General features: G+C 56.1%; 16 protein-coding genes and 1 tRNA gene. 9 read left to right on the forward strand and 8 right to left on the reverse strand.

From position 1 onward, the window contains the following. Positions 1–355: 355 nt before the first annotated feature. Entirely contained in the window at positions 356–2890 is a 2535-nt protein-coding gene (locus tag K8R57_10510; protein ID MCE9588728.1) for an O-antigen ligase family protein, read from the reverse strand. 269 nt (positions 2891–3159) lie between these two features. On the opposite strand from K8R57_10510, the gene K8R57_10515 reads away from it, so the two are divergent. Further along, positions 3160–3432, forward strand: a complete 273-nt coding sequence (locus tag K8R57_10515) for a hypothetical protein (GenBank protein ID MCE9588729.1) — start codon at positions 3160–3162, stop codon at positions 3430–3432. 92 nt (positions 3433–3524) lie between these two features. Continuing rightward, the gene (locus K8R57_10520) at positions 3525–4544 is read left to right on the forward strand and encodes a PEP-CTERM sorting domain-containing protein (GenBank protein ID MCE9588730.1); all 1020 of its coding nucleotides are present in this window, start codon (positions 3525–3527) and stop codon (positions 4542–4544) included. A gap of 328 nt (positions 4545–4872) precedes the next feature. Here K8R57_10520 and K8R57_10525 read toward each other — a convergent pair. Further along, positions 4873–4957, reverse strand: a tRNA-Leu gene (locus tag K8R57_10525). 112 nt (positions 4958–5069) lie between these two features. On the opposite strand from K8R57_10525, the gene K8R57_10530 reads away from it, so the two are divergent. Next, a complete protein-coding gene (locus tag K8R57_10530) occupies positions 5070–5450 on the forward strand; it encodes a rhodanese-like domain-containing protein (protein ID MCE9588731.1) in 381 nt (126 codons plus the stop codon). Between the two features lie 560 nt (positions 5451–6010). Here K8R57_10530 and K8R57_10535 read toward each other — a convergent pair. The 6 genes from K8R57_10535 to K8R57_10560 are packed head-to-tail and all read right to left on the reverse strand — an operon-like array spanning position 6011 to position 12836. Then, on the reverse strand, positions 6011–6802 hold the full coding sequence (locus tag K8R57_10535; protein ID MCE9588732.1) for an MlaD family protein: 792 nt from the start codon (positions 6800–6802) through the stop codon (positions 6011–6013). A 28-nt stretch (positions 6803–6830) separates the two neighbouring features. Continuing rightward, complete coding sequence (locus tag K8R57_10540; GenBank protein MCE9588733.1) at positions 6831–7589, reverse strand: ABC transporter ATP-binding protein; 759 nt, start codon at positions 7587–7589, stop codon at positions 6831–6833. Beyond that, complete coding sequence (locus K8R57_10545; protein MCE9588734.1) at positions 7589–8380, reverse strand: ABC transporter permease; 792 nt, start codon at positions 8378–8380, stop codon at positions 7589–7591. Before K8R57_10545 ends, K8R57_10540 begins: the two co-directional genes overlap by 1 nt. 25 nt (positions 8381–8405) lie before the next feature. Further along, a complete protein-coding gene (rimO, locus tag K8R57_10550) occupies positions 8406–9800 on the reverse strand; it encodes a 30S ribosomal protein S12 methylthiotransferase RimO (GenBank protein MCE9588735.1) in 1395 nt (464 codons plus the stop codon). A gap of 24 nt (positions 9801–9824) precedes the next feature. Beyond that, the gene (locus tag K8R57_10555) at positions 9825–10304 is read right to left on the reverse strand and encodes a helix-turn-helix domain-containing protein (GenBank protein MCE9588736.1); all 480 of its coding nucleotides are present in this window, start codon (positions 10302–10304) and stop codon (positions 9825–9827) included. A gap of 30 nt (positions 10305–10334) precedes the next feature. Continuing rightward, positions 10335–12836: a DNA translocase FtsK gene (locus tag K8R57_10560; protein ID MCE9588737.1), complete on the reverse strand. Its 2502-nt coding sequence runs from the start codon at positions 12834–12836 to the stop codon at positions 10335–10337. A 110-nt stretch (positions 12837–12946) separates the two neighbouring features. Between K8R57_10560 and K8R57_10565 the strand changes: the two genes are divergently transcribed. From K8R57_10565 to K8R57_10590, 6 genes are all read left to right on the forward strand, one after another. Next, positions 12947–13864 carry a class I mannose-6-phosphate isomerase gene (locus K8R57_10565; GenBank protein MCE9588738.1) on the forward strand — a complete coding sequence of 306 codons (918 nt, stop codon included), beginning with the start codon at positions 12947–12949 and terminating at the stop codon, positions 13862–13864. A gap of 148 nt (positions 13865–14012) precedes the next feature. Next, positions 14013–17240 (forward strand): carbamoyl-phosphate synthase large subunit, encoded by a 3228-nt coding sequence (gene carB, locus K8R57_10570; GenBank protein ID MCE9588739.1) that lies wholly within the window; start codon positions 14013–14015, stop codon positions 17238–17240. A gap of 108 nt (positions 17241–17348) precedes the next feature. Beyond that, the gene (locus tag K8R57_10575; GenBank protein ID MCE9588740.1) at positions 17349–17618 is read left to right on the forward strand and encodes an antitoxin; all 270 of its coding nucleotides are present in this window, start codon (positions 17349–17351) and stop codon (positions 17616–17618) included. Beyond that, positions 17615–18043, forward strand: coding sequence for a PIN domain-containing protein (locus K8R57_10580; protein MCE9588741.1), 429 nt, complete (start codon positions 17615–17617; stop codon positions 18041–18043). Before K8R57_10575 ends, K8R57_10580 begins: the two co-directional genes overlap by 4 nt. Before the next feature lie 553 nt (positions 18044–18596). Continuing rightward, positions 18597–19253, forward strand: coding sequence for an exopolysaccharide biosynthesis protein (locus tag K8R57_10585; GenBank protein MCE9588742.1), 657 nt, complete (start codon positions 18597–18599; stop codon positions 19251–19253). A gap of 539 nt (positions 19254–19792) precedes the next feature. Next, on the forward strand, positions 19793–22543 hold the full coding sequence (locus K8R57_10590; protein ID MCE9588743.1) for an HAD-IC family P-type ATPase: 2751 nt from the start codon (positions 19793–19795) through the stop codon (positions 22541–22543). The last annotated feature ends 207 nt before the right edge of the window (positions 22544–22750 follow it).

Genomic DNA, 22750 nt, shown 5'->3' on the forward strand with positions numbered 1-22750 from the left:
CGCTCGAAGCGCAAACTCTGTTCTCTGGCTCATTAGGTCTAGGTGTTGCCACGGCATAGTCTCTTACCCTGCCAGTAAGAGCCCCATGGTGTTACCTATGTCCTGAACCTAAAGCGTTACCCATGTCCTGAACCTGTACCAGTAAGAGCCCCAAGGTGTTACCTATGTCCTGAACCTAAAGTGTTACCCATGTCTTGAACTTGTACCGGATGGGAAACCTGAACCAAGCTCCTGGGAAGGAGCGCGGTAGACTGTGAGCGTAGCGAACAGCCCTGAAAGGGCGGCACGGCTTTGCGGGAGCAAAGTGCCGTCAATGCCGAGGGTCAGCAGGAGCCCCAGAGCCCCAATTACTTCTTCACAACTCTCCCTTCGCATGCAGGTAGGCAAGGAGGTCGTTTAGAGCCGCCTTCCAATCCTCGCCACGCATCGCGAGCACGGCTCTGAGTCGGAGAGCCTCTGACCTATCCCCTCCCCTCATCGCCTCGGTCAAAAGCCGAAGCGCGGCGCGCTTATTACCCCGCTCGATATAGTAACGAGCAGCAGCCAGCGGGTCATCGGGAACGGAGTCATCGCCCCCGCGAATTCCCTGCGTTCCCTCAAGATCCAACTCAGGAACAGGAATACTGAAGGTATCGAGGAGGAGACCGCAAGCCCACTCCGGGGAACCTGTGGCAGCGGCGATCACTGCACGGGTGGCAGCCGCCGCCCGATCATACCGTGGATGATCACGCAGGAAGGCTGTGATCGTTGGCCAATCTCCCTTACTCCACCAAGCCTCAAAGAAGCGCCTCTGTTCTTTCGAGGACAATCGATCCAAGCAGTCGGGATGGGCATCCAGGAATGAGCCAATCCCCGCTTGATTGGCTTGCCTGCACCAGAGTTGGAGTACGATTGAGAGGTCTTTAGAGGTCAACGAATTCATCCAAGCCTCATCATTCACCGCGTCGTTGATTTGTTCGGCAGTGCAGAACCTTTGGGAAAGCCAGCTCAATCGCAGTTCCGATGACAGGATTAAAAGCCGGTACATTCCCTCCATGAGAGAGGGGTTCTTGGAGGCGATGGTGAGCATTGAGCCATAGAGATCCCGCGCGCGGGCACCGTTACAGTTCGGCGAATGATCAATTGCCAGTCGGCGTCGCAACGCTTCTTCCCAGTATCTCAATGTCGCTTCGCTGTCCAAGTTAGCCAGCGCGGATCCCGCACGGTAAGGAGACTCCGCATACCTGGGACGTAGTGCATTCTCGACATCAAAGCACGCCGCGGCTTCCGGTACCGGACGGCCAAGCGCCACCAGCATCATGCCCCGTAGATAGGAAAGCTCCCACGCCATCGGGTATTGAACCCGAAGGCTTTCGGAAAGATCGGCAGCCTCTTGAAAGCGAACGGATTGATTAAGCTCGGAAAGACGCTTTAGACCATTGTCCACAGCATAAGGAGGCATGGAAGCTCCCCCTCCCCACTGGCCGTAAATCAAGAAACCGCCAAGGAAGATGGAGAAGACTCCGGCAAGAATGAACAGGAATCGCTGAAAACGAAACCGACCTGCCGACTCACCCCGTCCTACCGCTAGGTTTACCGGCACCGTCGCCAGAAAAAGCATCCACCACCTGAGTTCGGGACTATGCGCCGGAACATCCACGAATCCGTGACAGACCTCGGCAAGAAAGGCGCTGAACATTCCCCATCTCAAGGGCCATGAGAGGGCCCCTCGCGACTGCCTGATTCCACCGATCAAGAGGGACAAGAATGCAAAAGCCCCCAAAAGGGCCAGCGGCCCGGCTTCTTCAAGGAGGGTCAACCAGTCGCTTTCGGCATGAGCGGCGGTATGCTCGGAGAGGCTTTTTTTGGCGTAAAACGGGTAAACATATTCATAGGTCCCCAGTCCACTCCCTGTCATCGGGTGATCGGCAACCATGCTCAGCGTATCGGCAAAGATCATGAGGCGACCATCCTGAAGGACTTGCGGGAGAGGTTCGGATGCCCCGTCGGCAGTGGGGCGTCCCCCGGCGAGGCTTTCAAAGATGCGATCCCTGGCCCCTTGAGGTGAGGCCAGGAAAAGAACTGCAGCCACCATTATGACTAATCCGAAAACAGGCAGGGCAAAGGCGAAGCGCTTCCGATCGAGGCCCAGGATCCAAATGACAATGCCCAAAACGAGAAAGAGAATACCACCCCGGGATGTCGAGAAAAACAAGACGCCGGAAGCAAGGATCGCCGCTGAAATACCGGCGATGGTTCCCGTGATAAAGCTCCTGGAAACAAAACTCTGCAAGACAAGAGCCACAGCCACGATCGTGGATGTCAGCATCAGGCTGGCCGTCTGATTTCTGCTTGGAAAAAAACCGAAGCACGACGGCACTGACGGATCACGATCGAAGAAAGGATAATTCCAACCCGTTAACCAAGCATACATTGCCACCACGGTATAGGCGGAGCAGCCGACCACGGCGATCAGGGCCAGAAATTGAAGCCCCCTGCCAGAGAGAGGTTGTGAGAGCGTGGCCAGGCCGATCAGGAGTGAGAGCGCCATGAGCACGATCCAGTAGGCTGTTTCCCTCGGCGATAAGGAGAAGAGGGATCCTGCATGAAAGGCCGGAAGCGCTTCCAGGGACTGGCGCCATGAGGTAGGCCCGAGGATCGATACCGGGAGCATTGCGAGGCAAAGCGACCCCAGAAACAGAATGGAGCAAACCCAGTAGGGCCAGGGGGGCGATACCCTAGGTTTACAGAGTAGCAAGCCTATTCCAGAGATCAGAAGGAAGGCACCGGAAGCCCCCTGACGGGGCCCACCCGCCAGGAAAAAGAAGAGCAAAACGGCACAAAGAAAAAAACCTGCAAAGGTGCGCCAGGACACCCCGCCACCACCCGATTCCTCTTTGAAAGCGGACATGAATCCCGAAGGCTCACTCGGCGACTTACTTGATGACTTACTTGACGAATTATCGATTTGGAAGGATGCGTCTTTACTCATATGAGGTCGATCAGGGGATCACAACGATGCAGTCAACTCTCACTTCTAGCCAACAAAAACTTGCAGAGAACCATTGTCGGGGAGACGAATGTTTCCGCGCAGATATTGGACAGGAGCAAAGAATCCAGCAGTTTCTTAAAAAAGCCTATTGACAATGGCTTTTGAGTAGAGGAAAATCAAAACAGAATATGAAAAACTGCATCCCCCGAGCACTGGCATTGAAAGCAGCTATGACACTGGTTGCACTACTCTCATTGACCGCTCCATCCCTCACCCAAGCCCAGAGCCGCCCCAGAGCAACCCCCCCGAAGTTTGTCATGCCAACTCCGTCGCCGACGCCAGCTCCGGCGCCGGCACCGGCACCCGTGACTCCCTCCAACGTCTACACGAATGCTACCACGGCCACCCCTGCACCTATTTCCACGAACCCTCAGACCAAGTTCACAACGACAAAGAAATAGGCCATAGCATCATCCCAAAAGGCCAATACTCCTCCCCGTTAATCCTACTCTGACTTAGTCAAACCCCTCCAACCATTCACCCCCCGAAAAAAATGAAACTACTCAGACTTGCCGTAGCAACATTGACTCTGACCGGACTCTCAGCACTTCATGCTCAGACCTACACGACGACAACCAATAACCTTTACAGCGTCGATTTCAATACAATGGACGCAGGTCCCATTATTAGTGGCACCACCATTACTAATAGCACCAATGGATGGGTGATGAATGTCCCCGACGTTTCACCGTACAATACAGTACCCGGACCAGCAGCCATCAACGCCTATCCCGTCATCTCCCAATACTACGGGAACGTTCTGAACCTTGGTGGTTTAGACGGGTACAGTGTAAAAACCAATACTGCGAACACCCTCCCTCACAACCAGTTCAACTATATCGCCCATCCTTTTACCTTCGATCAGACCGGGGGCAAGATCATCACCGGCGTCCAACTCCAGTCTCAATTTGCCATCTCACCCTCCTCGAATCAATATGCCGATTCGACCAGCAGCCGGATGGATAACTTTGGTTTCACCCTGCAGGATACGAACGGCAACTCCCCCATCAGTTTTGACCTGAATGCTTACAACAACTCCACTCTTTCGATGGGTTATACTGTGTCTGGAGCCAACTCAGGGAATGGCTCCTACACAATCGGAACTGGCAATCAGGCTTCAGATTTTTATGCCAACACGATTCCTGAGAATGAAATCCTATTTTGGAATTATAGTGATATCAACACCCTACAACTCACGTTCAGTGGACTCAATACTGATACAGTAAGCATGGATGTGACCATCAATGGGATTCAACTCTTCTCCAGCGCACTGAATGCAGATTTCCATGGCATTGACCTCACCTCCATCGCATCTGCTGCTCCAACATGGATCCTCTATGACGGTACGTCAGATCCTGATACGGGAGTCTACACGGGTTATGGCAATAACCAGATGGCTATGCTGAACTACTCGGTAAATCAACTGAGTGTTCCCGAGCCCCAGACATGGATACTTTTTGGACTTTCCGGTCTGATCATGGTGGTTGCTATCCGCCGCCGGGCTAATTCCTAAAAAATAGACTCTTCTCTCAAAGGCCGTATCGCATCAGCGATACGGCCTTTTTGTTGTTAAAAAGTGTCCGGAAGCAAGCCGCTATGCAAAGGCGTAATCAGATCGAGGCATTGAGTTCCTTCATCAGAGAGGCAAAACAACAAGCCCCGCGTTTCAACCCTTCAACCCTTCAACCCTTCAACCCTTCAACCCTTCAACCCTTCAACCCTTCAACCCTTCAACCCTTCCACCCTTCAACCCTTCAACCCTTCAACCCTTCAACCCTTCCCCTTCAACCCTTCAACCCTTCAACCCTTCAACCTTTCACCCTTTCAACCTTTTAAAAACCTACCGGCGGTCGGGTTCGAACCGACACATCTTTAGAGGATACCGGATTTTGAGTCCGGCGCGTCTGCCAATTCCGCCACGCCGGCGCGGAGGATAAGAATATGCAGCATCTTCATTCCTCTGCCAAGAGGATCTTCCCTGAATCAATTCAAAAATCTTTCCGATGGCGAAACCAAAAGTTTGGTTTACGTTTAACCCATGAAGAAGTTCCTCGCCTTACTCGCCATCTCCCTGTTCGCCATCAATGCCTTTGCGGGATCCTATCCCGACATCAGTCTGCCTGACCTGAAATCGGCGATCGCCGCCAAGAAGGTGACCCTGCTTGATGTGAACGGCCCCGTCTCCTATAGCAACGGCCATATTCCTGGTGCAATCGACTACACGGCCCACACTGCCGATCTGGCTAAATTCCTGCCAGCCGACAAGGGCTCTCTGATCGTCGCCTACTGCGGCAATGAACATTGCGGAGCCTATGCCCGTGCCGCAGAAGCCGCACAGAAACTCGGCTACACGAACGTCCAGCACTTCAAGCCAGGTATCGCAGGCTGGAAGGCGGCTAACGAGCCAACTGAGAAATAAAGAATGGCTCCTCGCTGTTTTCAGTGGGTAAGAGGGAAGACAGAGAGAAAATATGGAACTCAGGAACTCAGGAAAAGAAACCGACGAGGAAGTTTGCCACTGAGAGCAATCTGATGCTGAGTAATGGTGGACCGAAGGAAGCAGAACAATCCGTCGAGAATGCAAAGTGACGGGCCGGCCAGCCAATGCATCAAGGATCACGAGAACTTATCACATCCATAACTATTCAGCTTTTCTTCCTGAGTTCCTGAGTTCCATATTCAAAAAACCCTGTTTGGTTCTTCTAAATCCTTTTCAAAACCAAAGGCCTAGGCGCTGATTGTTTTCGATCCAGCAGATTCACCCATTCCAAACAGCGGAGAGCCTAAAGAATCAAGGGAAGGTCTCCCGCAGCCGTAACGGATGCGAAGCAACGGCCGGGCAAGCAAACGCTGAGAGCGCAGAGTTTTTTGGCTCCTCGCCCTTTTGAGAGTGCACAAGGGTTAGGATCGCTAGTTTTTTATGACGAAAAACCGGTCACTATTCTTTTCCTGACCCGAATGGCTTGGTTCAACCCTGAATTAAGGCTGCTTTTTGAGAGGCCCCGCTGATGAGCCTGCGCTATCCTTGTAGAAGATGATCCCGTGCTGGCGCAAGTTCGTTACAAAGGCTTTAAGATCCCCTGTCGCTCCCTGAACGGAGTCCATCGCGCTGTTTCCCTTCTTCAAGAAGACATTGGCCTTGGCCATCACTCCCTTAAGTTCCCCTGAAGAAGCCGCCATGGCGTCGCTGGTGGTGCGGAAGTTCGCGAGCGTCATCTGCAGGTTCTGGACACCCTGCTTATTGAAGACATCATCATGGAGCGACTTGCTCACGGAATCGATATTGTCCAAGGCCGAGCTAAGCTTAGGCAGGATCTCGTCGTGAAGTTGGCGCTGGAGCTCCGAGATGCTGGATTCACTCTGCCCGTTCTTGATCACGGTACCAGGAGCTATCGGCTGTGGATTGCGGTTATGGTCATCCATTGTCACGGTCACGAAGTGGTCCCCGAGAAGCCCGGAACTTCCAATAGAGAAGATGCTGCCCTCCGGGATCTGGACTGTCTCCTCGATCTTCAGAGGAACTGCAACACCTCGCATGTTGGGCAGCACCGTGGGTGGTGTCGCTACTTCTCCGATCTTCGCACCTGCCAGCATGACATCCGCCCCCTTCAGGATACCACTGGCATTCCGATACTCGACAGTCAGGGTGTAATATTTCTTCACTCCTTCGCCGAATCGTCCGAAGTAGATGACAAGTGATCCTATGCAGAGGAAGCCGAGGATCATGAAAAATCCTGCCCGGAGCTGATTGGAGGTGTTGGTGGTGTCCATAGTGGAATAATGGGAATGTCTTGGTCTCTTAGTCGATTTCGCGGGAACGTCCTTCGATGAAATCCGTAATCACGGGGTCCGTCGAGGCGTGAAGATCCGCAAGTGAGCCGTCGAAATGAATGCGTCCCTCGCGGAGAAGGGCTACTCGGTCGGCAATATAATCGGTGCTGATCATGTCGTGGGTCACGACGATGGATGTCACCTTGAGCTGGGATTGCATGCGTCTGATGAGCTTATTGATCGTGTCAGAAACAATGGGATCGAGGCCGGCTGTCGGCTCGTCATAGAGAATGCAGGCGGGCTCGGTGATGATGGCGCGGGCAAGAGCGGCGCGCTTGCGCATGCCTCCGCTGAGATTGGACGGCATCTTCTGATCCTGTCCCTCCAGTGAGACAAGCTCCAAGGATCTGGCAACCTTCTCCCGGATGATTTTTTCACTCCGCTCGCCGCGTTCACGCAGGGGAAAGGCCACATTCTCAAAAACTGTCATCGAGTCGAAGAGTGCCCCATCCTGAAAGAGCATCCCGATCTTCCGACGGATTGGCTCGAGCTGACGCTCGTCGAGATGGGCAATTTCCTCACCGTCGATCTTAATGGATCCCGAGAGGGGGCGGATCAGTCCGATGAGCTGCCTGAGAAAAACACTCTTCCCTCCGCCACTCTGGCCCAGAAGCACGGTGGTCTCACCCCGGGGAATGTCGAGGTTCACACCGCGCAGAATCTCCTGTCCAGAGAAGCTCTGGCTCAGGTTGTGGACCTCGATCAGGTTCTCGCCCGCGGAGATCATCACAACTTCCCTCCGGCTGGAAAGATGATGTTCAGCCCCATCGTCAGGAAGAAGTTAATCATCAGGATGGTCAGGGAACTGATGACTACTGCCTCGGTCGTGGAGCGTCCCACGCCGACGGCACCATTGCTGGTCGTGAGTCCCTGCTGACATCCGACAAAGACAACGATCAAGGCGAAGACAAACCCTTTGGTCAGCGCCATCACTATGTCCTTGGTGTGCGTGTAGAACCACATGTGCTGCAGAAAGAAGACGCTGTTCACGTTCAGGATCCGTGTGGCCACGTAGTAGCTGGCCGTTAGGGCGAAGAAAATGCATTCCCCCACGAGAAGGGGCATCGATATCATCATCGCCACGGCACGGGGCACCACGAGGTAATCGATCGGATTGACAGCCAGGGCACGGAGGGCGTCGATCTGCTGGGTTACCTTCATCGTGCCGATCTCGGCACAGATGGCGGCTCCGACGCGCCCCGCCACCATGAGTCCGGTAAGGACAGGTCCGAGTTCACGGCAGAGGGCTATGGATACGACCGGCCCGACTGCCGTACTCATGTTCAGGGCGTTGAATTGGAAAAAGATCTGCGCGGTGAACACGGCACCCGTGAAAATCCCAGTGATGATGACGACGGCCTGGGAGCCGAATCCTATCTCGACAATCTGGTTCAGAACGAGACGCCAGCGGATCCTTCCGCGGAAGATTGACGAGAAGCTCTCGCCGGCCAGGAAAGCAATCTGTCCCAGATAGACGCTAAATGCCCGTGTCAGAGGGAAGGAATACGAAAACTTCATCTTACAGGGACCTCAACTCGGCTTGCTAATCAATGAGCGGCTCCGCCTCAAGATCATAGCCACGCGTGCCGGTGATCCTGACACGGTGGAACTCCCCCGACTTGACGGGCCTAGTGAAGTGGACTCGGCAATCGACATCGGGGGCATCCCCTTCGGTGCGCCCAAATCCAGCAGTGTCCGCAAGGACGATCATCTCCCTACCCACCTGCTCCAGTGCGAGTTCGACGGCAATCTCTTGCTGGACGAGCATCGCCTCGCGGTGACGGCGCTTCTTGGTACCGCCATGGATCTGACCCGGAAGCTTCGCGGCGCGGGATTCCTCCTCGCGGGAATAGTTAAAGACACCCAGACGCTCAAAACGACGGGCATTCATGAATTCCAAGAGACTCTCGAAATGCTCCTCGGCTTCTCCGGGGAACCCGACAATGAAGGTTGTCCTGATCGTCAGTCCGGGAATGCCGGCGCGCATCCGGTCGATCAGGCGTTCGATATGTCCGCGGTCCGTTTCGCGGCGCATAGCATCCAGCATCACGTCATGGATGTGCTGGAGTGGCATATCGACATAGCGGGCTACCTTGGGATTGCGGGCGATAGCGGCGATCATGTCGTCGCTCCAGTGGGCCGGATGGGTGTAGAGAAGACGGATCCAGAACTCGCCTGGGATCGCCGCCAAGGCGTCGAGCAGGGCAGGAAGTCCGGGCCCTCTGTCTTCATCAACCGGCTGACGCGGTCCGGCCTTCTCCTCCCAGAGATCCATCCCGTAGTAGGTGGTGTCCTGGCTAATGAGGTTGATCTCCTTCACTCCGGATGCCACCAGTCCCTCGACTTCCTTCACCACGGACTCGATCGTGCGACTGCGATGGCGGCCTCGCATCCTCGGGATGACACAGAAGGAACAGGGGTGATTGCATCCTTCGGCGATTTTCACATAAGCGGTGTGTGAAGCCGTGAGACGGACACGCGGAGTGTCGTAGTCGGGAATGTAGGCGGCACGGCGCGAAACCTCGACCAAGGCCCCTGTCTCTTCACGCTCGTCGTCAAGAAGGCGGTCAAAGAACGAGCCTGCGCTCTTGATCTCATCCAACCCCATGAAGGCATCCACTTCGGGAAGCTGAATGGCGAGATCGCTCGAATAGCGTTGGGAAAGACACCCCCCCACGACAAGCTTCTGTCCCGGTTTTGCACCATGGAGACGGCGGCGGTTAGCCTCCAGGATCGCATTGATACTCTCCTCCTTCGCCGGATCGATGAATCCGCAGGTATTGACAAGGACAACATCGGCCTCGTCGGTCTCGTTCGTGAGTTCGTAGCCGTGGAGCTTGGCATCTCCAAGCAGGATTTCGGCATCGACGAGGTTCTTGGCACAGCCAAGGCTTATCAAGCCGATCTTGCGGGTTTCAGTAATCTGGGTCGTGCTCATCGGTTGGAAATTATCGGCTAGAAATTATCGGTTGGAAAAGGCAGAGAGGCTGGCGTTGCTGGTGATCCAGGGAATAGATCGGACGCGCGATAGTTGGCGCATCACGCCCCAGGTACTCAGGAGTGTGGTCACCAGCAGAATATAAACGGCAGCACGACCCAGGGGAGCTAAAGGAGCCAGCAGTTCCAGACTCCATTCGAAGGGAGGTTTCAGAGGGCGTGCGTAATTGGAGAGATACTGACAGTTCTTAGGTGCCAGCTCCGGCATGGAGGGAAGGGAGTCGCGGATGGAAAGAGGATCCAAACCCAGGGCTCTCGCATAGGTCACGGCATGGATGCGGGCGACTTCGGGATTCAGGGATCCCCCCTCCTCCATCAGTTCGATCTCCTGTTCGGAAATTCTTGCTAACTGTGACGCCTCTCCAAGGCTCAGACCCAGATCCTGTCTCGCCTCACGGAGAAGAGGACCAAGCGGCCTGGCTGATGATGTCGGTTGAAAAAACATAAATGATGAAGGTCAGAAGGGATGGTCTGCTCAGTCGTCCAGACCATCCAGGTCGACTAGAATCTCGCGGTCCTTCGCCCCGTCCTTGGGTCCCAGAATGCCACGTTGCTCGAGAATGTCGACAATACGGGCAGCACGGGTGTAACCCAGCCGTAGACGACGCTGGAGCATGGAGGTGGAAGCCTTTTTCTCCTGACGGATGATCTCGAGGCACCTGTCGACAAGATCCTCCTCCTCGTCGGTGATCTCATCCTCCGGCATGGTGTTCGAGGCGAGCTTGGCCGAGATGCTCGGCTCGAAGACAGGCTTGGCCTGAGTGGCGAGATTGGCCACGACTCGGTGGATCTCCTCATCAGTGACTAGGACACCCTGAGCACGCGTGAGCTTCGCGCTCCCGGGTGGCAGATAAAGCATGTCCCCTTTACCGAGGAGCTTTTCCGCACCGTTCATGTCCAGGATCACCCGACTATCGAGACCCGAGGCCACCTGGAAGGCGATGCGGGAGGGAATATTCGCCTTGATGACTCCGGTGACGACGCTTGAGCGGGGCGTCTGTGTCGCCACGATCATGTGGATTCCGGCGGCACGCGCCTTCTGCGTAATACGGGCGATTGCCCCCTCGACATCGGCAGGAGCTGTCTGCATGAGATCGGCCAACTCGTCGACGATCACGACGATAAAAGGCATCTGGTCCGGAATGATCATGTCGTCGCCGGGCTTGAGCGGAAGTTCCGACACCGCTGGTTCCTCCTGATCCTCCAGATTGGCAACCGTGGTCGAAGCGAAGGGATCATGAGCGATCTCGCTCACTTCGGCAGTTTCCTCCCCTTCGGAGGAGCCATCCAGAACCACAGGCAAGGGAGCTTTCTCGGGCTTGGGGCGACTGTTGAAGCCGCTGATATTCTTGACTCCCACCTTGGCGAAGATGCCATAGCGCTTCTCCATCTCGTCGACCACCCAGCGCAATGCCAGCAGGACCTTCTTCGGATCCGTCACCACCGGAGTCACCAGATGGGGGAGATCATTGTAGACCTGCATCTCCACGACCTTCGGATCAATCATGATGAATCGGAGGGTCTCGGGCGTGTGCTTGAAGATCAGGCTCGTGATGATGGAGTTGATGCAGACGCTCTTGCCGCTACCTGTAGCACCCGCCACAAGGAGGTGGGGCATCGCGGCGAGATCGGCGATGATGGCATGTCCGTAGACATCCTTGCCGAGAGCAAGGGGCAAAGCGGCCTTGGTTGAGTGCCAAGCCTCGCTCTCAAAAAGCTCGCGGATGCTCACCTTCACCTTGCTGGAGTTGGCAATCTCGATGCCGACGGTGTCCTTCCCGGGAATAGGAGCAAGAATATTGATCCGTTCCGCACATGTGGCACGGGCAAGGTTTTTTTCCAGCGCCGAGATGCGCTCCACACGCACGCCGGTGGCGGGATAGACCTCGTAACGTGTGATTGTCGGACCCTTGGTGATGTCTCCGGGAGAAGCCTCAATGTCGAATTGGGCAAGCGTCTCCAGAATGATCTTCTGCACTCCTTGAAGCTCGGCCGGATCAGCGGGCTTGTGCCCCTCATCATCGTAGGTCTCCAGAAGATCAAAGCCGGGCAAGGTATATTCCTCCAAACTCAACTCGCCAAGGGCGCCGGCAGCAGGAAGCGAATCACTCTGCTTAGAGTTGGATTTGCCCTTCATTACTTCGGCCAGTGTCGGCTTGCGAGCCGGCGCTGGAACGCTGGCATCGATGATCTTGGGTGAAGGGAGATCCATAGGAAGAGGCGTTCCGAGGGAAACACCTTCATCCGACAATCCCTCGACCTTGGTTTCCGCGGTGGGAGATTTACGACGATTGCCCGTGCGGTAGCGTGGCGGCTCAACCTCCTCCGGCACCTCGGATTCCTTTTTCCGGTTGGCAAGATGCTTTTTGATAAACCCGATCAGGAACCCCGCGAATGTTCCCGTGATGGAAATGATTAAGGCAAAAACCCGGCGCATTGCCAGAATCGGATGGAATCCTGTTGCCAGGATCAGGCTTACCAGGGCGAGGGCCATGAAGATCAATCCCGAGCCGAGCGTGCCAAGTACATGTCGCCCGAGCACCAGATCAATCTGGTGTCCGAACCATCCTCCGGGCCCCGGAATGTTGAATTTCTCTTTCCAATCACCCAGGATTAAATGCTGCAAATCAAGCAGGGTCGACCAACTCAGGACAAAAACGAACGACCATCCAAGGCGGATACCGAGTCGGAAGTCCGGGGTCGTGAACTTGGCGATTCCGAGCCCCACCAAGGCTACTGCGGCAAAGTAGGAGGCGCCGCCGAAGAGAAAGTAAAACAGTCCGGCGATATCCGCTCCCACGCGACCGATAAAGTTCACCGGATATTCCGAGGAATGGGCGTGCTTTGCATAGGGCAACCAGGGGGAAACATCCCTTGTCTCGAAGGAGCAGAGCGCGAGAAAGAGCAGGATTCCCCCAAAAAGCAGAAGAACCCCCGTTATTTCATCCAAGGAACGTTTACGTCGTGTCGAGACCATCCCGGTTATCTTGCAGGATATCGTGTGGTCTTGGCAATCGCAGGCATCTTGGGAATACTAGTTGATCGCACATGAATCTATCATCTCCGATCACTTTCGAGCCCCTGGCCATGGAACGCGTCTGGGGGGGGCGCCGCTTCGAGACCCTTCTGGGTAAAACACTGCCCCACGCGGTTCCGGTCGGGGAACTCTGGGAAATGGTGGACCGACCGGAGGCCCAGAGCGTGGTGCATGAAGGCTCCCTGAAGGGAAAGACGCTTCACGACCTATGGATTGGACACCGTGAGGAAGTCTTCGGATCCCTGCATGCCTCCAACCCTTCCCCCCGTTTCCCCCTACTGATCAAGCTTCTTGATGCCCGTGAGCGCCTCTCTGTCCAAGTCCATCCCCCGGTTGAGACCGCCACAGCCATGAACGGGGAACCGAAGACGGAATGCTGGTATTTTCTCCATGCCTCCAAAGGAGCCTCCGTCTATGCCGGACTCAAGAAGGGTGTCTCCCGTAAGGACTTCGAGCAGGCTCTCCAGGATGGCACGCTGGAAGAGACTCTTCACAGTGTGAGGGCTCACACCGGGGAGAGCATCTTCATTCCAAGTGGCAGACTGCATGCTATCGGTGAGGGGTTGGTGATCGTCGAGGTGCAGCAGAACAGCGACACCACCTACCGCGTCTTCGATTGGAATCGGCGGGGTCTCGACGGGAATCCTCGTGATCTTCACATCCAGGAATCGCTCGCCTCCATCGATTTCAACGATTTCGAGCCACCTCTAACTCCCGCCTCTCAAACCGTAGTTGCCGACTGCCCCTATTTTCATGTCGAGAAGATCCCCCTCCCCTGCCCTGGGAATATCGCCACCAAGGGGGACTTCTCCATCGTCACGTGCCTGACAGGTGAGGTGGAGTGCTCTGGAACGACCATTCGACCCGGCGGGTTCATGCTGATTCCCTCCTTACTGGAAGAGGCTATCCTGATCCCCATCACTGGGGACACGACCATTCTAGTCACGCGTCTGCCAAGTCTCATCTGATCCGGCGGCGGGGGAAAAGTAAGGGTAAGTTCGTTTTTGACTTATTCCCCACAGGGCTTCGGGTTATAAGAAAAGGCAAATCGACCCGCAGCTTCGGGAAAATACTTCTCCCGATTTACACAACCGGCACTACTTTTAAGATTTCACCATGCCCAAAGACACCTCAATTAAGAAAATCCTCCTGATTGGAGCCGGCCCCATCGTTATCGGACAGGGATGCGAGTTCGACTATTCGGGAGTGCAGGCCTGCAAAGCCCTCGCCGAAGAGGGATACGAGGTGGTTCTAGTGAACTCCAATCCGGCCACGATCATGACCGATCCGGAGTTTGCCAACCGGACCTACATCGAGCCGATCACCCCGGAGATGATCGAGAAGATCATCGAGCGGGAGAAGCCGGACGCCCTCCTGCCTACCCTCGGCGGTCAGACTGCTCTGAATGCCGCCATGGAGCTCGTGCATAGCGGAGTTCTCGAGAAACACGGAGTCCGTCTCATCGGGGCAAATGCCGAGGCAATCAATCGGGGAGAGGACCGCACGCTCTTCAAGAAAATCATGCTCGAGATCGGCCTGGAGGTCGCGAACTCAGGCGCCGCGCATACGATCGACGAGGTCTTTATGATCGCGAAGCAGATCGGTACCTACCCGCTGATCATCCGTCCCGCATTCACGCTCGGAGGCGCTGGCGGAGGCATCGCCTATAATCGCGAGGAACTCGAGACCATCGCCCGTCGGGGACTCGACATGTCCCCCACCACCGAGGTCCTGATCGAGGAGTCCCTGCTTGGATGGAAAGAGTTTGAGGTCGAGGTCATCCGCGACACAGCTGACAACTGCATTGTCATCTGCTCGATCGAGAACTTCGACCCGATGGGTGTTCATACCGGTGACTCGATCACCGTTGCCCCGATCCAGACGCTGACCGACAAGGAATACCAGAAGATGCGTGATGATTCCTTCGCCGTCATCCGGGCCATCGGCGTCGAGACCGGAGGGTCCAATATCCAGTTCGCTGTGAATCCGAAGGATGGTCGCCAGATCGTCATCGAGATGAACCCCCGGGTCTCGCGCTCCTCGGCACTCGCCTCCAAAGCCACCGGTTATCCGATCGCAAAGATCGCCGCGAAACTTGCCGTCGGCTACCGCCTGGACGAACTCAAGAACGACATCACCAAGACCACGACCGCCTGCTTCGAGCCTGCGATCGACTACTGCGTGGTGAAGATCCCCCGCTTCACCTTCGAGAAGTTCCCGAAGGCTGATCCCACCCTCACCAGTCAGATGAAAAGCGTAGGCGAGGCGATGGCCATCGGTCGCACCTTCAAGCAGGCCCTGCAGAAGGCCCTCCGTTCGCTCGAGACGGGACGCTTCGGACTCGGCTGTGACGCGAAGGATATCGAACCCCGCAAGGCTGACGGGTCCTGGGACACCGAACAGATCGAGAAGCTCCTACGCATTCCGAATGCCGAGCGTATTTTCGCCGTCCGTCATGCCTTCCTCGCGGGATTCAGCGCGGAGAAGATCCACTCGATCAGCGCCATCGACCCCTGGTTCCTCGACAACATCCAGGAGATCGTCGAAGAGGAACTCTCCTTCCGAAAGGATCCCTCCAATATTAACCTGCGCAGGGCCAAACAGCTTGGCTTCTCCGATCGCCAGCTGGCACAGATCGCCGGAATAACTGAGGATGCCATCCGAGCAAAGCGCAAGACCGAGAAGGTCGAGCCGACCTACCGACTCGTTGACACCTGCGCCGCCGAGTTTGAAGCCGCAACCCCTTATTTCTACTCCACCTACGGGGACGAGGATGAGACCCGTCAGGGAACCAAGAAAAAGGTGATGATCCTTGGCGGCGGTCCCAACCGCATCGGCCAGGGCATCGAGTTCGACTACTGCTGTGTCCACGCCGCCTTCGCACTGAAGGAAGAGGGTTATGAGACCATCATGGTGAACTCGAACCCCGAGACTGTCTCCACAGACTACGACACCAGCGACAAGCTCTTCTTCGAGCCCCTCACCCTTGAGGATGTGCTCAATATCTACGAGCGGGAGAAGTGCGACGCCGTTGTCGTCCAGTTCGGCGGCCAGACTCCGCTGAACCTTGCCGCCCCGCTTCAGGCCCGTGGGGTTACGATCATCGGCACTCAGCCCAAGAGCATCGAGATGGCTGAGGATCGGAAGCATTTCTCGGCAATGATCGACAAGCTTGGTCTGCGCCAGACTACGGGAGCCACAGCCATTGACGAATCGGAAGCCGTCGCTGTCGCTAATAAGGTCGGCTACCCCGTTCTTGTGCGCCCCTCCTTCGTCCTGGGAGGACGGGCCATGGAGATTGTTTATACCGAAGAGGATCTCCGTCGCTATATCCGCACCGCTGTGGAAGTCAGCCCCGAGCGCCCGATCCTAGTGGACCGCTTCCTGGAAGATGCCACCGAGGTCGATGTCGACTGCCTGGCGGACGGCACGGATTGCGTCATCGGCGGTATCATGGAGCATATCGAAGAGGCTGGCATCCATAGCGGTGACAGCGCCTGTGTGCTTCCATCCGTCTCACTCTCTCCGAATGTTCTCGAGACCATCCGCTCCGCCACCAAGGCCATGGCCCTGGAGCTCGATGTCCGCGGACTCATGAACGTCCAGTACGCAGTCAAGGATGAGGAGGTCTACGTGCTCGAAGTGAATCCCCGTGCTTCTCGCACCTCTCCCTTTGTCAGTAAGGCGATCGGCGTACCCCTAGCCAAGCTAGCAGCAAAGATCATGGCAGGCAGGACGCTCAAGGATCTTGGCTTCACGGAAGAAGTCATTCCCAAGCACTACTCCGTTAAGGAAGCCGTCTTCCCCTTCATCAAGTTCCCGGGTATCGACATCACCCTCGGACCCGAAATGCGCTCCACCGGTGAGGTAATGGGCATCGATACCGACTTCCCGCGCGCCTATGCGAAGGCCCAGATGGCCGCCGCTCCGGGGCTCCCCAGCAAGGGTAACCTCTTTGTCAGCGTCAAGGACTCCGACAAGAAGGCCATCGTTCCTATCGTGAAAGATTTCGCTGATCTTGGCTTCACGATCCATGCGACAGACGGCACTGCTGCTCTTCTTAAGGCCTCCGGCATCACCGTAACCCGGCTCAACAAGCTGGCCCAGGGACGCCCGAATGTCGTCGATATGATCAAGAACGGTGAGATGCACTTCATCATCAACACCCCGGCCGGCAAACAACCCCGTGCTGACGAAGTAGTGATCCGGAGCACCGCCGTCGCGAACCGCATCCCGATCATGACCACCCTACGGGCCGCCGCGGCCAGCGCCTCAGCGATCAAGTCGATGGCAGAGGCACCGCTGACGGTGAAGTCCCTTCAGGAACACCACGCTACGGCTTAAGCCGTAGCATGAGGCTTTTGGTTCCCTGGTTCCTAAACATATCACCATGAAGGGCTTTAGTTGCAGTGCATCTTGACAGCATTTGTTTTTGATGCGTTGATGCTTCTTATGAGAACCACAGTGACCCTTGATTCCGACGTGGAACGGATCCTGCGAGAGGAAATCCATCTCTCAAGAAAAAGCTTCAAGGAAATCCTCAACGAGGCCGTTAGGACGGCCCTCAAGCCGAAACCCCGGCAACTTCCAAAACTCCTGCCCCCAGTTTCCATGGGAGTCATCACCGGCATCGATCCGGCCAGATTCACCAATCTGGCTGATGAACTGGAGGTGAATGCCTATCGGAAGCTGCCGCCCGCTCGGAAAGGAAAAGCGCGGTGATTCTCCCCGATGCCAATCTTCTGCTCCACGCGCTTAATGTGGACAGCGTTGATCATGCCGCATCACGGAAGTGGTGGAGAGCACTTCTGGAGACGGGAAAGGAAGTCGGCCTCTGCTCGGTGGTGGTCTTTGCCTTTATAAGAATCAGCACTCACCGGATGGCTTTTCCCCATCCCCTGTCCGTGGAAGCTGCCTTCGACCATGTGGAGAATTGGCTCTCCTTTCCCTCAGTCTCTTGGATTGATTCCAGCAAGGAGGACATTGTTGTGTCACGTGATCTCCTCCAGGCGGCAGGAACCGGCGGCAATCTCGTCACCGATGCCCAGATTGCAGCGATCGCGCTCCGACTGGGGGCGACCATCCACACAGCCGATACCGACTTCGGCCGTTTTCCAAAGATCCGCTGGAAAAATCCTCTAATCTGAAATTGGCTTTAAATCCATGGCGGAGGCACCGCTGACGGTGAAATCCCTTCAGGAACACCACGCTACGGCTTAAGCCGTAGCGTGCGACTGTTAGAGCGGTTTCGGTTTTATTTGACGCATGTAAAAGGGAAGAAATCTCGCGCAAAGACGCAAAGACGCAGAGTTTTTATGACTCATGGCAACGTATCTTTGGAGACATCGGTGACAGTCTTCTCCGGACCCAATCCTTTGTCTTTTCCTCCGCGCCTTTGCGCCTTTGCGCCTTTGCGCGAGTCCTGTTATTTATCGACGGTCAAGCTGATCGCCCAAAGAACGACAGATTAAACGCAAGATGCTCTAGCCATTTATACTAAACCAAGCTCCTAGGAACGAGCGCGGAAGACAACGCCGGAGTCGTTGCCCGAAGATTGGCACCGTCCGCCGGGAGGCGGATGCCATCAATGCAGTTGGGTCATTTTCATTTCTGGGTGTCAACAGGATCCGCTTGATCCGATATTCCCTCCTTGATTTCCCTTCGGGAGGGATGAGTGTTAGGCTCTCAAAAGTACTGAATATGACGCCGACTCCTGTTGATCAAGAACGAGATCCGTTTGAACCGCGGCGCCTCTCGGTGGAGTTGCAGATCCTCTCGGATTCGGCAGAGCACTCCGATCTGACCATGGGTGACTTGGTTGATCGGCTCGAAGGGCGCGTCTACACCCTGTTACTGGTGATTCTTGCCCTTCCCTTCTGCCAACCGATCATGCTTCCCGGTCTCTCCACGCCCTTCGGCATGGTGATCGCCCTGCTGGGACTGCGATTTGCGTTGCGCCAGCATCCATGGCTTCCGCAGCGCCTGCTCAGGACCCATCTTTCAGGAAAATACCTTCCCAAGATCCTTCACGGGAGCGCCCGGGTCCTCGGGGGAATTGAGAAACTCCTTCACCCCCGCCTCTCGTTCCTTTTTGAGTATCGCCTCACCCAGTTCCTTGCAGGCATGGCTGTTTTCCTCAGCGGCCTGATGCTCCTTCTTCCGCTGCCCATCCCCTTCAGCAACATGCTTCCCTCACTGACAGTCGTGCTTGTGGCATCCTCCTTCTCGGAACGCGACGGCGCGACCCTGGGTGCGGGGCTGATCCTCTTCCTGATCTCCCTTGGATTTATCGGAGCGATCCTCTTTGGAGGGACCGAGGCGATCACCTGGATCTTCAACGGATGCGCTCACAGATAACGGAGTGACTCGCTAGAGCATTATCTAATTAATTTGTCGTTCCCGGTAAAATCATCAGAGTCGTTGAAAATACAAAGGTTCACGCGGAGGCGCGGAGAACGCAGAGTTTTTTCTAATGAAATTGGATAGTGATGATTAGCCTCCACTCATTCACTGAAATCAGACGTAATGATTTCATCTCTATCCACCGCGTTCTCCGCGCCTCCGCGTGAAACATTTCTGTCTTACTGCAAATGCGTCAGAATAAATCAAAAATGCCCTAGACACCTACGACTGGCGAGTTGAGGTAGGAATGGTAAAGACAGCCTCTTTAGGGATGCATAATCCTGGTTTATTTCGGCGTACCATCTGGAAAAATGGAAAAAGTAAGCCTTTTCACTATGCGAAGGGTGTGGAGTGGCCATCCTTTTCACATGGTAGATTGGGTTCATGGGAAAGCTTTCAACCGCCAAGGGGAAAGACCGGATCGCCGATGCCTTGAAAATATCACTGACTTTTCCGAGTCTGTGTTTGTGAGGGTGTAAGAAAAACTCCATCCCATGACCCCCGCCTTTCCGATCGCACGGCAGGATGTGGGATCATCATGGCATTCCCTGGATTCGGAAGCTGTCAGTAGGGTGCTTCGGGTCGATCCCGAAAGGGGATTGGAGAACAGCGAGGTGACGGGGAGGCGCGAGGAGTCCGGCTGGAACACACTTCCGGAGGCACGTACCCGACCGCTTGCGATGCTCTTTCTCGGACAATTCGCCAGCCCCCTGATCTACCTCCTGCTCGCGGCCGCGATCATAGCCTTGGTGATGGGGGATCGGCGTGATGCGATCGTGATCCTGGGTGTTTTGATCATGAATTCCCTGATCGGCACCTTCCAGGAAGGAAGGGCCGAACGAACCATGGACGCCCTCAGGAGGCTTACCCTGGCAAGAGCACGGGTTATCAGGAACGGGATCGAGCAGGAAATCACAGCCCGGGAACTGCTTCCGGGTGATCTGCTCCTTCTCTCCGCCGGGGACCGGCTCGGGGCAGACGCACGCGTGATCCAGTCGGCCTCCCTGAGCACCGACGAGTCGGCCTTGACTGGGGAGTCTCTTCCCGTTTTCAAACAGGCCGATAGCCTTCCGCCGGCGACCTCCCTGGCGGAGAGGCACAATATGCTCTACTCGGGGACGCATGTCACCACGGGGCGTGGACGAGCTCTCATCGTCGCGACAGGGATGAAGTCGGAGTTGGGTAAGATTGCGGCCCTTGCCACATCCACGATCGAACCCAAGACACCGCTGGAGGTGCGGATCACCCTGTTCGGCGGTTCTCTTGCCCTGGCTTCCGCCCTGATCTTTCTCGTGATTCTCGGCTTTGGAATGGCCCGGGGTCTTCCTTTTCAGGAGATCCTGATGGTGGCACTCAGCCAATTGGTCTCCGTGGTTCCGGAAGGACTCCCGGTCGCCATGACCATCGCTTTGGCGGTGGGCATGCAGCGGATGGCCCTTCGAGGAGCTGTCGTGCGGCGCCTCGGAGCGATCGAGACCCTGGGATCGACCAGCGTCATCTGCAGTGACAAGACCGGAACCCTGACAAGAAACGAGATGACCGTCGCCCGGCTCTGGCTTCCCGACACCGGAATGATGGAGGTGAGCGGCGAGGGATATGCCCCCGAAGGGGTGATCACCCAGGGCGGGCTTCCGATCAATGAAGCGATGAGACGATCCCTCCATCCACTCGCCGAGGCCCTGCTTCTCTGCAACGACGCCCGCCTTCTCCCACCCGACGCGCGGCATCCACGATGGCACATTCTGGGGGATCCCACCGAGGCGGCCCTGCTGACACTTGCCGGCAAGCTTGGCTCGGGCATGGAAGAAGTCAGGGGACGATGGCAGCGCGTCTCCGAGATGCCATTTCACCCTTCCTCGAAAATCATGGCGACCCTGGATCGCAACGGCGACTCCCTCTTCAGGATCTCGCTCAAGGGAGCCCCAGAAGTGATCATCCCCCTCTGTGCCTGGGCAGGCTCGGCAGGGGGCGTCATGCCACTGGATTTGTCGCTGAAAGCGAAGGCTCTCGGAATTGCCGGAGAGATGTCAGGTCAGGCACTTCGCTGCCTTGCGGTGGCCGCGTGGGATCATCCCCGACTTCTTGAGCAAGACGGAGCAGAACAGTTTATCGGAAAGCTCACCCTGCTCGGCCTGGTAGGACAGATGGATGCTCCCCGCGAGGAAGTTGCCCGGGCGCTGGAGTCGAGTGCATCGGCCGGAATCCGCACGATCATGCTCACCGGTGATCACAAGGCAACGGGTCTCGCCATTGCACGAAAGCTCGGGATCGCGAAGGAGGAGGACATCGCCATGGAGGGATCGGAATTGGAATCCCTTCCGGATGATGCTCTACCGGACGCCCTTCGCCGCATCTCTGTCTTCGCGAGGGTTTACCCCGAGCAGAAGCTCAGGATCGTCAAAGCCCTTCAGTCCAGCGGCGAGATTGTCGCAATGACAGGAGACGGAGTGAACGATGCACCTGCGCTGGCAAGGGCGGATGTCGGAGTGGCCATGGGCAGTGGGACGGAGGTCGCCAAGAGCGCGTCGAGGATCGTCCTCACGGATAACAACTTCGCAACACTCATCGCCGCCATCCGCGAAGGGCGCATCGTGTACCGGAATATTAAGAAAGTGATCCTTTTTCTTTTTGCGACCTCTCTCGACGAGGTGATGGTCCTCCTGCTGGCGCTCTTTTCCGGTTACCCCCTCCCCTTGGCGGCAGTTCAGATTCTCTGGATCAATGTGGTCACCGAGAGTGTCGCCACGGTGAACCTTGTGATGGAAGGAGCTGAGGGTGATGAGATGCGGCACCCCCCAGTTCCCCCGGATGATCCCCTCCTCGATCGGGAGATGATGAAGCGTCTCCTCGTGATGGTCTCTTCCTCCGTGCTGGTAGTGTTCGGATTCTACCTGTGGCGTCTCTCCACGGGGGTTCCCTTTGTGCTGGTGCAGAGCGAGACCTTCACGCTGATGGCCGTGACACAGTGGTTCAATGTGCTTAACTGCAGAAACCGGATCCGATCCGCCGTGGATTCCAGGGTATTCAGTAACGTCTGGCTCACGGGCGGACTCCTCTGCGGCATTCTCCTCCAGTTGCTGGTCATCTACAGCGAAGCGCTGAACCGCTACTTCCACACCACCCCGATCCCCCTGCGGGATCTCCTGCTAATCATCGCGCTTGGCAGTCTCGTCCTCGTGCCCGAGGAGATCCGGAAATTCCTCAAACGAAGGAAACTCCGAAAGGGGCGCGAAGGAGAAGCTTGATGATGAAGGTTCTCCGCAGTCGTCAGCGGAAGGAAATCTGAAAACAGGAAAACAAGAATCAGGTCAAAGGCTTGGAAGTTTGGATGCAAGGCCAGACGCCCCAAGTGTCAGCCGTAGAAAAGGCGCGTGGGAACGCGGCTTAGTCATTTGAGGCTTAGGCCGAGAAGTCCGAAGCTCAGCAGAGCAAGGATGCCTGATCGGGGACGA

This window comes from Verrucomicrobiota bacterium, from assembly GCA_021413925.1.
GTDB lineage: Bacteria > Verrucomicrobiota > Verrucomicrobiia > Chthoniobacterales > UBA6821 > UBA6821.